This window comes from Streptomyces sp. NPDC006294 (assembly GCF_042870895.1).
GTDB lineage: Bacteria > Actinomycetota > Actinomycetes > Streptomycetales > Streptomycetaceae > Streptomyces.
In genome coordinates, this window is record NZ_JBIAHV010000020.1 from 105,837 (window position 1) to 119,678 (window position 13,842).

General features: G+C 69.8%; 12 protein-coding genes and 2 pseudogenes. 4 read left to right on the forward strand and 10 right to left on the reverse strand.

Translation table 11 applies throughout. The features are described 5' to 3' along the window. The first annotated feature begins 245 nt into the window (after positions 1–245). The 3 genes and pseudogenes from ACFYOP_RS29380 (at position 246) to ACFYOP_RS29390 (ending at position 3,554) form a co-directional block, all read left to right on the forward strand. Positions 246–2,582: a family 49 glycosyl hydrolase gene (locus ACFYOP_RS29380; RefSeq protein WP_356896588.1), complete on the forward strand. Its 2,337-nt coding sequence runs from the start codon at positions 246–248 to the stop codon at positions 2,580–2,582. A gap of 93 nt (positions 2,583–2,675) precedes the next feature. Then, positions 2,676–2,896, forward strand: a pseudogene (locus ACFYOP_RS29385) (DoxX family membrane protein); the annotation flags it as partial. Between the two features lie 190 nt (positions 2,897–3,086). Then, entirely contained in the window at positions 3,087–3,554 is a 468-nt protein-coding gene (locus tag ACFYOP_RS29390) for a MarR family winged helix-turn-helix transcriptional regulator (RefSeq protein ID WP_356896586.1), read from the forward strand. 203 nt (positions 3,555–3,757) lie between these two features. Here the strand turns inward: ACFYOP_RS29390 and ACFYOP_RS29395 are convergent, their stop codons facing one another. From ACFYOP_RS29395 to ACFYOP_RS29440, 10 genes are all read right to left on the reverse strand, one after another. Next, entirely contained in the window at positions 3,758–4,174 is a 417-nt protein-coding gene (locus tag ACFYOP_RS29395) for an ATP-binding protein (protein ID WP_356896584.1), read from the reverse strand. 634 nt (positions 4,175–4,808) lie between these two features. Next, a complete protein-coding gene (locus ACFYOP_RS29400; RefSeq protein WP_356896582.1) occupies positions 4,809–5,726 on the reverse strand; it encodes an alpha/beta fold hydrolase in 918 nt (305 codons plus the stop codon). A gap of 516 nt (positions 5,727–6,242) precedes the next feature. Beyond that, on the reverse strand, positions 6,243–7,520 hold the full coding sequence (locus ACFYOP_RS29405; RefSeq protein WP_356896580.1) for an ATP-grasp domain-containing protein: 1,278 nt from the start codon (positions 7,518–7,520) through the stop codon (positions 6,243–6,245). Continuing rightward, the gene (locus ACFYOP_RS29410) at positions 7,517–8,869 is read right to left on the reverse strand and encodes an MFS transporter (protein ID WP_356896578.1); all 1,353 of its coding nucleotides are present in this window, start codon (positions 8,867–8,869) and stop codon (positions 7,517–7,519) included. Before ACFYOP_RS29410 ends, ACFYOP_RS29405 begins: the two co-directional genes overlap by 4 nt. Before the next feature lie 133 nt (positions 8,870–9,002). Continuing rightward, positions 9,003–9,386, reverse strand: coding sequence for an amino acid--tRNA ligase-related protein (locus ACFYOP_RS29415; RefSeq protein WP_356896576.1), 384 nt, complete (start codon positions 9,384–9,386; stop codon positions 9,003–9,005). Beyond that, on the reverse strand, positions 9,386–9,805 hold the full coding sequence (locus tag ACFYOP_RS29420; protein ID WP_356896574.1) for an amino acid--tRNA ligase-related protein: 420 nt from the start codon (positions 9,803–9,805) through the stop codon (positions 9,386–9,388). Before ACFYOP_RS29420 ends, ACFYOP_RS29415 begins: the two co-directional genes overlap by 1 nt. Positions 9,806–9,847: 42 nt before the next feature. Further along, positions 9,848–10,075 (reverse strand): hypothetical protein, encoded by a 228-nt coding sequence (locus ACFYOP_RS29425; protein ID WP_356896572.1) that lies wholly within the window; start codon positions 10,073–10,075, stop codon positions 9,848–9,850. Next, a complete protein-coding gene (locus ACFYOP_RS29430) occupies positions 10,072–10,626 on the reverse strand; it encodes a YbaK/EbsC family protein (RefSeq protein ID WP_356896570.1) in 555 nt (184 codons plus the stop codon). Before ACFYOP_RS29430 ends, ACFYOP_RS29425 begins: the two co-directional genes overlap by 4 nt. A 45-nt stretch (positions 10,627–10,671) precedes the next feature. Continuing rightward, positions 10,672–11,205: an SNF2 helicase-associated domain-containing protein gene (locus tag ACFYOP_RS29435; RefSeq protein WP_356896568.1), complete on the reverse strand. Its 534-nt coding sequence runs from the start codon at positions 11,203–11,205 to the stop codon at positions 10,672–10,674. Positions 11,206–11,380: 175 nt separating this feature from the next. Continuing rightward, positions 11,381–12,778: a cellulase family glycosylhydrolase gene (locus tag ACFYOP_RS29440; RefSeq protein WP_356896566.1), complete on the reverse strand. Its 1,398-nt coding sequence runs from the start codon at positions 12,776–12,778 to the stop codon at positions 11,381–11,383. Positions 12,779–13,158: 380 nt separating this feature from the next. Here ACFYOP_RS29440 and ACFYOP_RS29445 point away from each other — a divergent pair. Continuing rightward, positions 13,159–13,504 (forward strand): annotated as a pseudogene (locus tag ACFYOP_RS29445) (LacI family transcriptional regulator); the annotation flags it as partial. Between the last annotated feature and the right edge of the window lie 338 nt (positions 13,505–13,842).

The window sequence follows — 13,842 nt, forward strand, 5'->3', positions numbered from 1 at the left end:
AATAGCGGGACGTTATGCGGCGATCGGACCCCGCACCGCACCGTCGGTCACGGCATGCGGCTCGGCCCGACCGTCCTCTACCCACGTGTTCCCGGCCGGCAGCAGCCGTGCACTGGCGTCCTGCCTGCGCAGACATGGCACGCCTGCCGACGACTCGCGCAACCGCAAGGCCGCCGGCCCGGCACAACTGCCTCCGGCCGCGCGCCGCCGGGCCACGTCCCCTGTGACGAAGGAGAGGCTCCTCAATGCCCGCAGCAAGACCGCAACGACTCGCCAGGCCGGCGGCGATCGCCGTCGGGCTCGCCCTGTCGCTCGCCGGCGTCGTCGCACCCGCCACGGCGGCGCCCGGGCCAGGGCCCGCCAAGGCTCCGAAGGCCGCCGCTCCCCGTACGGCAGGCGACTCGGCGACCACAGCCGACAGCGCACAGCTGCAGACGTGGTGGCACGAGAACCAGGAGTTCAACACCACCAGCCCGGTGGCGAACGACAAGGTCCGGCGTTCGTCGTTCTACGACGTCAAGGTCGCCACCGAGGCCGCGCCGGGGACCAAGTACGACTCGTTCGCCTACATGAGCATCCCGCGCAGCGGGAAGGGCAAGATCGGCTACACCAAGGAGGACGGCGCCGAGTTCTCCTCGGGCGCGAACCTCACCATGAGCTGGACGTCCTTCCAGTACACGACCGGCGTGTGGGTCGACGTCACCCTGCGCTCCGGCCAGAGAGTCTCCTCAGCCGACCAGGTCAAGATCAAGCCGAGCAGTCTGAACCTCGCCAAGGAACTGGTCGACAACAAGACCGTGCGCGTCAAGGTGCCCTACGACGCCAAGGGCTACCGGTTCTCCGTGGAGTTCGACCCGCAGCTGTACACGTCCTACAACGACATGTCCGGCCCCGCCAACGGCGCCGGCAAGCTCACCGACCAGGGCGGGAGCGGCCGGCGGGCCATCCACACCGAGCCCCGCAACTCCATGATGATCTTCGCGGAGCCGGCGCCGGCCGGAGCGGAGAAGGAGCGGCTGATCCCCACCGCCGCGTCGGGGAGCATCCACTATCCCGAGCCCGGCCGGGTCGCCAACCTGAACGACATCAGCCAGGAGATCATCTACTTCCGCCCGGGCACCTACACCATGGGATCGAAGTACCACGCTGTTCTCCCGCCGAACGTCAAGTGGGTCCACCTCGCCCCCGGCGCCTACGTGAAGGGAGCCTTCCGCTTCTTCCACGACAACCGGAGCCGGTACAAGGTCACCGGGTACGGAGTGCTCTCCGGTGAGCAGTACGTCTACGAGGCGGATACCAACAACGACTACGACCACCTCAGCGGCGCGTCGAACTGCCACGCCTCCTGCGTGAAGATGCTCCAGTTCCAGTCCGCCGACGCCCAGCAGTATCTCGACCTGCAGGGCGTGACGATCAACGAACCGCCGTACCACTCGTTCGTCGTCTACGGCAACGAGCAGACGTTCCAGATGCGGGTCGACAACTACAAGCAGGTCGGCTCCTGGTACTGGCAGACCGACGGTATCGAGCTCTACCGCGGCAGCACCATGAAGAACACGTTCTTCAACGCCAACGACGACGTGCTGAAGATGTACCACAGCGACGTCGACATCGATAACACCGTCATCTGGAAGAACGAGAACGGTCCCGTCATCCAGTGGGGCTGGACCCCGCGCAGCATCGACAACGTCCGAGTGAGGAACACGCACGTCATCCACAACCGGATGTACTGGAAGGACGTCAAGTACAACACCTGCATCCTCAACTCCTCCTCGCACTGGCAGGACATGGACTCGACCGCCAAGGCCGACCCGAGCACGTGGGTGAAGAACATGACGTTCGAGAACATCACCGTCGAGGGCATGACGAACTGCGCCATCCGCGTCTTCGCCCTCTCCAGCACCGAGAACATCCACGTCAAGAACCTCAAGATCGATGCGTGGAGTCAGCTGGACGCCGCCCCACAGGTCAGCCTCCTCAAGCGGTACACCAACTCCGCCGGGCAGAAGGTGACGCTCGGCAACGAGACCCGTGACAGCCGCGGACTCAAGCTGGAGAACTACACCGTCGGCGGCACCGCGATCAACAAGTCCGGCACCAACTGGGCCGCCGACAAGCTCGGCCGGCTCGGCTTCGACGCCGAGACCTGGGACAACTGGAACGCCTGGGGCCCCGGCGACAACAACCCCGACCCGGTCACCGGCGGAAAGATCGTCAACGGCGCGACCTCCAAGTGCGTCGACCGCGCAGGCGCCGGCACGGCCGACGGCACCGCGATCCAGCAGTGGTCCTGCGCCACCACTCCCTCGATGACCTGGACGCTCGACGGCCGGCAGCTCAAGTCCGGCGGCAAGTGCCTGGACGTCGAAGGCGGCTACACCGCCAACGGGACCAGGGCCCACCTGTGGGACTGCGGCGGCTGGGACAGCCAGAAGTGGACCTTCCAGGCAGGTGGCACCCTGAAGAACCTCAAGTCCGGCCGCTGCCTCGACATGGAGCGCCAGAGCACGGCCGACGGCGCCCGCCTGCACCTGTGGGACTGCGGCGGCTGGGACAGCCAGAAGTGGACTCTCACGAGCTGACGGAACCCGGGGCTCGCCGCCCCGCACGGCCGCCGGCCCCGCACTGCCGGCGGCCGGCCCGCCCCTGGCTCACCCCGACGAAAGGGCAACTCTGTGGAAGCAAGGTACGCAACGCAGGCTCTCGGCCCGTTCCGCACCGTGGTCGGCCTGCTGTTCGTCTGCCACGGAGCCGCAACCCTCTTCGACGTCCTCGGCGGGCCCCACGGCCAGGCGCCCTCGGTAGGAGAGTGGCCGGCTGGTGGGCGGCGCTCATCCAGCTGATCGGCGGCGCGCTCGTCCTGCCCGGTATCGCCGGCCGCCCTGCCGCACTCCTGAACTGACGAGGAGGACGTCCGGTCAGGACGGTGTCGGACGACGCTGCGGAGGCGGGCCGGGGCGGGACTTCTGGTCTGCCCTCGGGAGCGGGGTCCGGAAGCCCAGTCGCTTGTCCTCAAGCGCGCTTGAGGTTCTACGGTCTCCCCATGACCTGCACGGTGTGCAGGCTCCGCACAGAGGGGACCTCCCATGACGACCCAGCAGATCGCCGACGCCGAACTTGCCGGACAGCCCGCCGCATACTGGACCGGTGTCGCCCACGAGGCGCTCATCGCGTACACCCGGGCCCAGCAGGCCGAAAGGGGCTACACCCAGCCCCAGTTCTGGCTGCTGCGCAACCTGTCGGAGAACGACATCTCGCCGGACGGTGAGGGCATGACCCTGTCCGAGCTGCAGCAGGCCATGACCTCCTACATCCGGCCCGAGGACGATCTGGCGGCGGAGGCACAGGTGCTCCTGGAGCGCGGATGGCTGGCCCGGGACGCCGACGACCGGCTCTGGCTCACCGAGGAGGGGGAGCGGGCCCGCGTCGACCTCGCGCGCAACGCTCCCGCGATCCGCGCCGTCCTCCACGCGGGCATCGACGACGCGGACTACGTCACCACGGTGAAGGTGCTCCAGCACTTGATCCGCAACGCGGGCGGGACGGCCGCCTGACACACGAAGAGCCGGGCGGGAGCCCGGGCCGCCTCTTGTGTTGTTTCCGGCAGGTCGGCCGACGTGCTTGTCCGGAGAAGTCAAGCCCCCGTCGTTCCTCGAGGCGACCTCGCCGTGGCACCGCCTGGTTGAGCCTCCTTTGCTGATCGCCACGGGGCGTGCCTCGACACCACCCGGTACTGGAGGACTCTCCGGTTCCCGAATCATCGCGGGAGCCGGGCGTGGATGGTCTTGCCGGGTGCGGGAGTGCGTGTGATGGCCAGATGGCTGGTGAGGCGGCGGACCATGTGCCAGCCGAAGCCGCCTCGGGCGCCTGTCAGGTCCGCCGTACGCCCGCGGGGAAGCGCGGGGCTGGGGTCGCTGACCGAGGCGGTCACGCTGTGCGGGCCGGCGGAGAGCCGGAGGGTGTACCGGCCGCCGCCGTGGCGCAGCGCGTTGGTGACGAGTTCGCAGACCACCAGGGCGAGGGTGTCGGTCAGGGCCTGGTCGGGCGGCGGATGGAGCCGGGCGGTGAAGGCGCGGGCGGCTTCGCGGGCCCGGTGGATACCGGCGGCGCTGGCGCCACGCACCACGGTCGGTGCGGGCGTTACGGGGACGGGGGTGGTGCCTGTGCTGTCCATGTGCGCTCCCACCTGTGTCGGGGTGTTCGCTTTTGCGTTGCCATGCCTTGTGCCCGATGCGTGCGCTCGCACGCCCGCAGCGTGTTCACAAACGCGATGTTCCAGCCGCATGGACGACAGAGAACCCGGCTCGCCGCTCCGCGGGGAGAGCCGACCTGCACAGCCCCGGCGGGCACCGCGACGGTCCCGGACCGGCCCGTGTCCTCACGACCTCGGAGGATGCGGCAGCGACAGCCCGGCCGTCGGCTGGGCACGTCACCCGTTTGCTCTGCGTGATCCTTCCAGCGACCCGGACCGCTTTCGACCTCGCAGAAGCGCGCCGGTTCACGGAACTTGCCTGCGGTCGGGCCCCACCTCGCGCGTCGACAGCCACTGCCATGGATCTGCACGCGAGTTCGCCGCTCGGCCGGCCGGACAGTCTGTGCCCCACGCGAGCACCCCGTTCCGGTGGGCGATCCAGCCTCCCACCCGGTCTCGCGCACAACGCCGGCCTCCGTCCCGAGGCACGCTGCCGCCTGAGTTCGCCATCACCGCTGTACGCAGCCGGCTGAGGTCAGTGGGACCGACGGCTTCGCGCCCCCGCGCGAGCAGGACCCCCAGCCGGGGTGTGGCCGCACAGGGCGTCGCCCGCCCCTCATGCCCGGGCACCGGTCGACGGAGGTGCGAGTACCGGCTCGGCCGACCGAGGCGTCCGGCAGAACGGCAGCTCGCGGACGTCGCCGCCGCCGAAGTGCGTCAGCAGCAGACGGCAGTACTCGCCATCCCGCTGGAGGTGCACGCAGTGGTCGGCCTCGGTGACGACGACGCATCGGCCGCGTGGGTAGGCGGCGGCCAGTCGGCGCCCGTGCTCGGGCGGCGTGATCGTGTCGTGCTCCCCGGTGAACAGGACCGCGGGCACGTCCGGGACGGGGTCCGGGTGCAGCATGCGCGCGTTCTGCAGGCGCCAGAGGTTGTCGACCATCTTCGCCCGGGCGTCCGGGGAACAGTGGGCGAACTCGGAGGTCAGCAGGCGCCGCACCGGCTCGGCCCGGCGCACGGTCCGCGTCCGGTCGCGGGGGCTCAGGGAGGCGGTCGCCCGCTCGGCGAACTCCCCGGCAGCGCCGGCCGACAGCAGCGCGGTCTGTTCCGTCAACTCCGCCGCTTGCTCGGCCGTCATCGAGTCCGCGATTCCGCTGAGCGCGAGCGAGGCCACCGCGCCGGGGTGGCGCTGTGCCAACCGCTGCGCGATCAGCGCCCCGAAGGACGCGCCCACCACATGACACGGCCCCAGCCCCGCCTCCGCGACGACCCGGTGGGCGGCGTCGGCCAGATAGTCCGTCCCCATCCGCGGGGGCAACCGGTCGGCGCTGCCCCACCCGGGGAGATCGACGGTGACGAGGGTGGCGGTCCGGCCGAGCAGCGCCTCGTGCCGCCGCCAGGAGTACATGTCCTGGAACGCGCCCCCGAGCAGCAGCACCGGCGCCAGCTCCGGCCTGGAATGTGGAACCACGCGATAGCCGTAGGCGTAGCCCTGATGACGCAGCGTACGGACGAGCTGTTCGGGCACTGTCATTCGCTTTCGACGAGGACATCGCCGCGCGCACGCGGCCGACGGACGCCGCGGACCCGGCCGTCAGGGCCCGCGGCCGCGCTTCGACCGGCCAACGAGGACCGCGGGCGAAAGTGGCCGGCCCGCCCCTGATGGAGTAACTAGTCGTACCGGCTGAGAGCCGGTCCCGCCGACGAACGCGACCCACCTCACCGGCCACGCGGATCCCGCAGTACGCGGCCCTGGCCGCAGCCGATCCCGCCCTGCGCGAACCCCCGGTGGAAGATTCCGACGAGTCGGTGCCCGGGCCGCCGCGGCCAACCTGAGCCTGACGCCGGAAACCCTGGCGGACCTCCTCGCCGCCCCGGCACCGCAGAGGGCGCCGCGGCCGACCCGTCCCTCCCAGCCCCCGCATGCACGCACTCCTCGACCACTGCCTGAACGGTCCGCCACCCCACCGAGCACGGCCCGCGGCCGACCGGATGATCGCCCAGGTCCGACGCACCGACGGCCGGACGAACAGCGGGCCACCCGCCCCGACTACGCGTACGTGAACGGCTGATAGCCCGCCAGCAGCTTGAAGTCCCGGTACAGGCCCTCGAAGTCCCGGTTCCACACCAGGAACGTCCCGCCCACGGTCACCAGATCCGAGGTCCCCTCGACCCGATCGCCCGGCCGGACCGTCCAGCGCATCTCGTACTCGCTGCCGATCTCCGGGGCCACACAGTCCTCGACGACCCCCGCGCGCAGTGGCATGCACGCGTCGAAGCAGTACACCTGCTCGCCCTCCCACGGCCGGCTGCGGATACCGCTCTCGATACCGAACGCCACATTGACCAGCGCCTGACCGTAGTGGCGCTGCATCGCCGCGAGCCCCGACATCCCCTTGAAGCGTGCCCCGACCTCCAGGAAGACCAGCTCGTCGTCCCCGGTGAGGAACAGCTCCAGATGCGACGCGCCGTCCGGCCTGCCCAGCGCGTCGAGCGCCCGGCCCGCGAACGCCACCATGCGGGCCACGTGCGGATCGTCGTCGAGGAGGTTGATGTCGGCATTGACCCGGCCCCCGGCCACGTCGGCCGAGTTCACCAGATACTCGGTGACTCCGGCGAACACGGTTCTGCCCTGTGCGGAGATGATGTTGACGCTGTAGATCCGGCCGTCGACGAACTCCTCGTACTCGTAGTCCCGTCCGAGGTCGCCGTCCGCGGGAAGCGCCGCGAAGTCGTCCCAGCCGCCGATGGTGACGACACCGATGGACCCTGCGGAGTCGGTGGGCTTGAGCACGAACGGCAGCCCGACAGCGTCGGCGATGTGGTCGAAGTGCGCCCGCGCGCCTGCCCGGTGGCGTTTCGGCTCCCAGGCGCCGAAGGCCGGCGCCCGGACGCCCGCGCCGGCCACCCGGCGCTTCATCTCCAGCTTGTCGAGGAAGGGGATCACCTCGGCGGGGTACGGGCCCCTGAGGCCGAGCCGCTGCCGGATCTCCGCCGCGCCCAGCACGTTCTGCTCCGCATAGGTGTGGACCGTCAGCCGCTCGGCCGACGTGCCGCGCAGCAGCCCGGCGACGAGCTCCCTGCCCGCGTCCACGTCGATCTGCACGGTCATCAGCGGCGACGGGTCCGCCTCCAGGGCCGGCACGACATGGACCTCGGCGAACCAGTCCCGCTGGGCGTCCGTGAGGTGGCCGATGTCGAGGTCGGAAAAGATCCCGACGAGCCGCACCGCCGCCGGGTCCTCGAAGAGCGCGGGGTCGAAAGCCTCCAGCCCGCGGGTGCCGATGAACACGGCCGTGTGGACAGGGGCCAGCTCGGCAGCGGTCATGCCAGTTCCTCCTCTGTGGAGCGCCCCGGCCTGGCGGCGCTCACCGATGCGAGCGGCCGGGCGGGCGCCGCACCGGCCGCGAGTACGAAGTCCGTGTCCGGCGCGTCCCCGGCGGCACGCAGCCGCTCCCGCTGCCGCCGGGCGATCAGCTCCCAGCCGGCGACGAGCAGCACGAGAACGCCGACGTCGAGGCCGATGGCCCACTCGACGCCCAGGGTGTCCATGCCCAGCGAGAAGACCACGCCGGACAGCGCCATCAGGCTGTAGTACACCGCCGTCACCAGGCCGACGACCGAGGACACCTTGGCGTCGGGGGAGTGCGCGATCAGCCGCTTGTAGTGGTGCGCCCAGGCGATCTCTCCGGCGAACACCAGCAGCACGAAGACGGTGAGCGCGAGCCCGAGACTGCCCTGCGCCAGCGGCAGCACCGCGTACATGAGCGCGGCGAAGCCGACGACGGCCACGGTGGCGCGCCCCTGCACCCTCTCCGGCACCATCCCGCGGCGGCTCAGATACTGGTAGACGAAGACGCCCGCGAACACCGCGAGCCACTCGGTGGTGAAGAAGACCGCCATACCGGATCGGCCCATGTCGAACCAGAGTTCCGGCACCGCCGTGATCAGCACCTCGTACGTCGCCTGGAGCACCGTGACCGAGAGCACGATGTAGAAGACGGCGGACGAGATCACCGGGCTGTGCGCGATGATGACGGCGGCGGAGCGCACATTGCCGAACACGTTCTCCTTCACTCCGGCGCTCGCCCGCCGGGCCGCCGCGATCCGCCGAGTGTTGGGCCGCACCAGCGAGAACAGAGCGGCCGCCAGCAGGAAGGTGCCCACGTCGACGAGCACGATCGTGGACAGATCGATGAACCGCAGCGCGATGCTGCCCACCGCGCCGGCCGCGGCGATGGCCAGGAAGAGACTGGAGTTGAACACCGTCGAATAGGTGTCGGTCTGCTCCTCGTCGAAGAACTGCACCAGCGCCTTCACCCGGGCCGCGTTCACCGCGCTGTTGAGCAGGGCACGGGCGAAGACGATCCCCACCGCGAGCGCGAATTGGTCCGGCGACAGCGCCACCAGGAACAGCAGCGTGAAGGCGGCGGCCACCGCATTGAGCAGTATGAGCGTTCTGCGCGCATCGGCCCGGTCGATGTACCGGGTGGCCAGGAGGCCGACGAAGAGATTCGCGGTCCAGTCCGCGGCGAAGACGACCGACGCGAGCGTCGCGCTGCCGGTCTCGCCGTAGACGAAGGCCACGTACGAGATCATCAGCAGCTTCGAGCCGAACAGCGAGATGAACGACGCGACGTAGGACAGCAGGAAGTTGCGGTTCAGATAGACGCCCATGGCACGCTCCTCGATAGGCATGCAGACGGAAGGCATGCGGACGCGGCCCGCCGACCGGCTGCGGCACGCGGGCTCTCCAGGGGGTGTCCGGCCCCGATCCACCGGACACCCCCTGGCGCGACGTCGGTGCGGATCACGGCCGGTGGACGCTCTGCGGCCACTTCTTGTCCTCGTCCACCCGCGAGATCAGCGGAATGTCCCGGATGTCATGGTGGTTGAGGACCCACATGAGGAAGCGCTCCAGGCCCATCCCGAAACCGGAGGTGCGCATGGGCAGCCGTTCCTTCATTTCGGCGTACCAGGCGTAGTCCCGCTCGGGGACGTCGTGCATCGCGAGCGCCTTGCGCATCTGCTCGCTGTCCGCGTGCCGCTCGCCGGAGCCGACCACTTCGCCCATGCCGAAGAACAGGTCCGCGTTGGCCGCGGTGCGCTGCTCCTCGTCGCCGAAGGCCTGGTAGAAGGGCACGGACAGGTGATCGAAGTGCGTGACCCACATGAACTCGCTGACGATCTCCATCAGCTTGTGCTCGCCCCTGCGGGTGAGCGTGCGCCAGGAGCCCTCGTCGCGGACCAGCCCTCCTCGCCCTTGAGGAGGATCACAGCCTCCTCGAACGTGATCCGCGGGAAGTGCCCCTGGTGGCCGGCCATACGGCTCAGATGGGAGGTGTCGCCCGCGGCCGGCGCGATGCGGTCGCCGTACGTCTCCAGGGCCGCCTTGGCGAGCGCCTTCACATAGCCCTCGACGTAGTCGATCAGATCGTCGATGCCGCCGGGGATCTCCGCCTCGCTGTGGCTGTACTGGTTGAGGTGGGTCTCGTCCGGCGTCTCGCCGCGGAACGACGGCATGATGTTGTAGCAGCCGCCCGGGGCCAGGCGCATGCCGTACTCGAGCACGAACTGGCTGGAGTCCGGCAGATAGGTGTCGACCTCGTTCACCGTGACCGGGACCGGCTCCGAGTCGCTGCCCAGGCCGGACGGTCAGGTGATGGTGCGGACGGTCAGCGGCAGGTAGAGCGCCTTGAGGCCGCGCGAGGCGGCGTACGAGGCCGTTGTCGTGTGCAGCAGATCCTGAAGGTCGGCTATCAGTCCGTACCAAGGGGATTCGAGCGCTCGTAGGAATTCACCCGGCTCGTTTCCCCAGGCGTGCGGCGGCCGAATGGCGGCGTGCTTCACCGGGGCGGTGGCTGCGGAGTCCAGAATCGTCATTGTTTCCACTCCTGTTCGTCAAGGTTCGTCGAGGCGTTCATGGCGACCGGCGCGATGTGCGGCACGGCGATCGAGACGTAGTCGTCGGAGTTCAGTGCGACGGAGAGGTCGAGCCGTGCGGCATTGAAGAAGATCTCTTCCTGCTGCAGGAGTTCCCAATCCACCACCAATTCGAGATCGGGGTGGAACGAGAACGGGGTGATCGAGCCGCACACCGCGCCCGTCAGCTGCTCGGCGGTCTCCCTCTGGGCGAAGGAGGCGTCCTTGCCGCCGTAGCGGAGCCGGAGCCCCTCCAGATCCACCAGCCGATCGCCGGGAACGACGGCGAGAATGTAGCGGCTGGTCCGCTTCGACAACTTGACGCGGACCACGATGCACTTGGCCGCCTGGCGCAGCGGATGCCCGCGCAGTCTGCTCGCGACATCGGTACGGCCCTCCGGCTGATGGAGCAACAGCCGGAATCGTGCGCCTTCGTTTTCGAGCAGGTCCAGAATGCGCTCGCAGACCCGGGTGTCCCGTGTGCGGTCCAGAAGTTCGGATGGCGGGGCCATTGCATTTCCCCCAACTGGCGCCGGCCTGATCATTCAGTCGTTGACTCAAGCGAAAACGGTAGGGCGGGCCAGTGGGGCTGAGAATGCGCCGTGGGTGACTTCATCAGGCCCCGGCGGATGCCGAAGAGCTTGTGCCGCAGCACACCGATTCGGCGCGAATTCCCGGGCGTCCGGGGCGGTGGCCGTCGGTCCTTGCGGGGGCGTGGACGGCCCCTCGCCGACGACGACACCGGAGTGACGACCTCCTGCGTGATCGCACGGCACGGCCTGCCCGTCGATGTCGATGTGCCCGGTCAGGGACGCGCGGAGGGCCTGGGCGGACGAGATCGGGCCGATGCTGCGGCCTGCGGCACGGCGGGCGGTGCCTTTGTCGACCGGCACCCACTGGTCGCGGACCTCGGCCAACGGCCGTGGTGCCCGGCCGATGTCGTCCACGTTCTGGTCCGAGAGGCCGGCGTCGCCGAGCGACATCTGCCACCGGCCGTCCAGCAGGTCGTCGAGGGAGAATGGCGTATCGCCGAGGGGTGGGCACCGGCGGTTCCTCGAGTGCCCGGTGCGCCGCACCGCGCACAGCGGCATCGACCCCTGGCTTCTTCCTTGAAGGCCGCCTGCGCGCGAGAAGCGGGTTCACGCCGGGAGGGCGGCAGTCGCTCGTTCGTCGGGCTGGCGGTGTTCTTCCCGCCGCTTGGACGTCGTCGGAGCGCTTTCGAGCTGCAGGGACGGGGCTCCGGGTCGGCCGGAGCCCCGTCAGGGGTCAGCTGGTGGGGAAGTTGTCGGGGCTGCTGATCCGGCTCTTGATCAGTGCCCCCGACTCCGTCAGCACGCCGCTGCTGCTGTAGTCGCTGCCGTTGCAGGTGCCGGGGCGCAGTGCCGCGCTGGACTCGGGTGCGTCGGAGTAGGTCCAGTTCGCGTAGCCGATCTTCAGCTGATCGAGCAGGTCCAGCCAGGCCGTGGTGCTCGCCCGGTCCATCGTTCCACCGCCCGTGGCGCTTACCGTGCCGAACTCCGTGACGAAGAGCGGCAGTTGCGAAGCCGCCCGGTTCACCGTGGCGCGGTAGTCGTCCTTGTGGCTCGCGGCGTAGAAGTGGAACGCGTACATGATGTTGGTGGCGTTGACGGGGTTGTTGACGATCTCGCTCTCGTTGGAGCCGTCCGAGACGCCCAGCGAGGACCAGCCGCGGGTGCCGACGATGATGACAGCGTCCGGGTCGGCGGCCCGGATCACCGGGATGACCTGCTCGGCGTAGTTCTTGATCGACGTCCAGCTCACGCCGTTGGGCTCGTTGGCGATCTCATAGATCACGTTCTTCTTGTCGGCGTTGCGGGCCGCGACGGACGCGAAGAAGGTCTTCGCCCGGTCGAGGTTGTAGTTCGGGTCGCCCGGCGTCAGGGTGTGGAAGTCGATCATCGCGTACATGCCCCTGGCCTCGGCCATGTCGACGAGGCTGTTCACGCGGCTGGTGAAGCCGGCCGGGTCGGTCTCGTAGCCGCCTTCCTGCACGTACATGGCGACCCGGAACAGGTCCGACTTCCAGTCGTCGACCAGCGCGTCGAGGGACGCGTTGTTGTAGCACTTGCTGAACCACTGGATGCCGTGCGTGCTCATGCCGCGGAGCTGGACGGGGCGGTTGTACTGGTTGCACAGGTGCACGCCGCAGACGTGCAGCTTTCCGTTGACGTCCACGGGGGTGCCGCCCGCGGGCGGGTCGGTCGGCGGGTCCGTCGGGGGGTCGGTCGGCGGGTCCGTGACCGCACCCGTGCAGGCGACGCCGTTGAGCGTGAACGCCGTCGGCTGCGGGTTGGCGCCCGTGAAGGAGCCCACGAAGCCCAGGTCGGTCGACGCGCCGGTGCCCAGCGTGCGGTTCCAGTCGACGTTGGTGGCGGCGACCGTCGAACCGGACTGCGACCAGGTGGCGTTCCAGCCCTGGACGACCTTCTGCCCGGCGTCGGGCATGGCGAACTCGAGTGTCCACCCGTTGACGGGTTCTCCCAGGTTGGTGATCCTCACCCCGCCCTGGAAGCCGCCCTGCCACTGGCTGGTGACGGTGTAGTCGACCGTGCAGCCGGCGGCGGCCGCCGCCGGGGGGCTCGACAGGGCCATGAGTCCGAGGGCTGTCGCGCCGGTCGCGATCAAGGCCAAGAGGCGTTTCACAGTGTTCCTCCTCGTGCGGGTCGGAAGGAGTCGCTGGGAGCGCTCCGTGGGCAGATCTCGGCCGACGAAGCCCGGTCAGGGCGGAGGCTCGAGCGTGGGAGCGCTCCCATGGAGCGGGGGTCATACTTGTGGCTGGAGTGCCGAGCCGTCAACGGCCCGGACAGGACCCGCTGTACAAGGATGCGCGTTCAACTCGTCTTCCTGGCATGTGCCTTGGGGTCGCCAGGGCTCCTGGCGAGCGGAGTTCCCGCTGCCGAGCAGGGGCGGATTTCGTTCGGGTCGCCCTACCGTGGCCCGGCCGCGGAGGCGTACCGGCCGACTGCGGAGGATCGGCCGAGCGCTCGACGGCCGCAAGATCAGGGGCTCTTGGGGGTGTCAGTATCCTGAGGCGCAGTTCGGGCGCACCGGCGCTGGAGGAAGTGGCCGCCCGCGCGGGAGCACGGCGGGGCACGGCCTCCCGAGTGATCAACAAGGCGTCGGTGTCTCCCTCGTCCGCACGGACGACGAGCGGCAGCGGCTCGTGGAGTACGTGCGCGGAGGCCGGGTCGACGGGGTGCAGCGGATCTCGGTGCGGGCCGAGGACGTCCTGCCCGGCATGCTCGCCGACGCGGGGCCGCCCATGGTGCTGCTGGGCAGTCGCTCGGGTGGCGAGCGGGTGGTCTACGTGGGCATGGACAACGTCACGGCGCACGCGTCGCGGTCGGCCACCCGGCCGGCGGTGGCCGGCTTCGAGGACTTCGAGCCGGCCGAGCAGACGGAGCCCTCGCTGTTCACTGCTGCCGGTTCTCGGCCGGTCGGGCGACCGGACGTCCCCTGCCCCGGCCGAACGGTGCGGCGGCTCGCAGACGCCCCGTCGGGTATCGGGGAGGGCGCCGGGGTGGGCGGGCCCGGCGGTGCGGAAGGAGGCGGGCCCGATGCGGGCAGGCCGGTTGGCCACCTGGGCGCACCGGGATCGTCGTCGCCGCCGACGTATCCCGTGAAGCAGCGGCTGCCGAAGGAGGACACAGCCCACGGCGGCCCGGTACGTCCAGGCGGGCGGCACCTCTGAGGGCGGACGGGCAGAG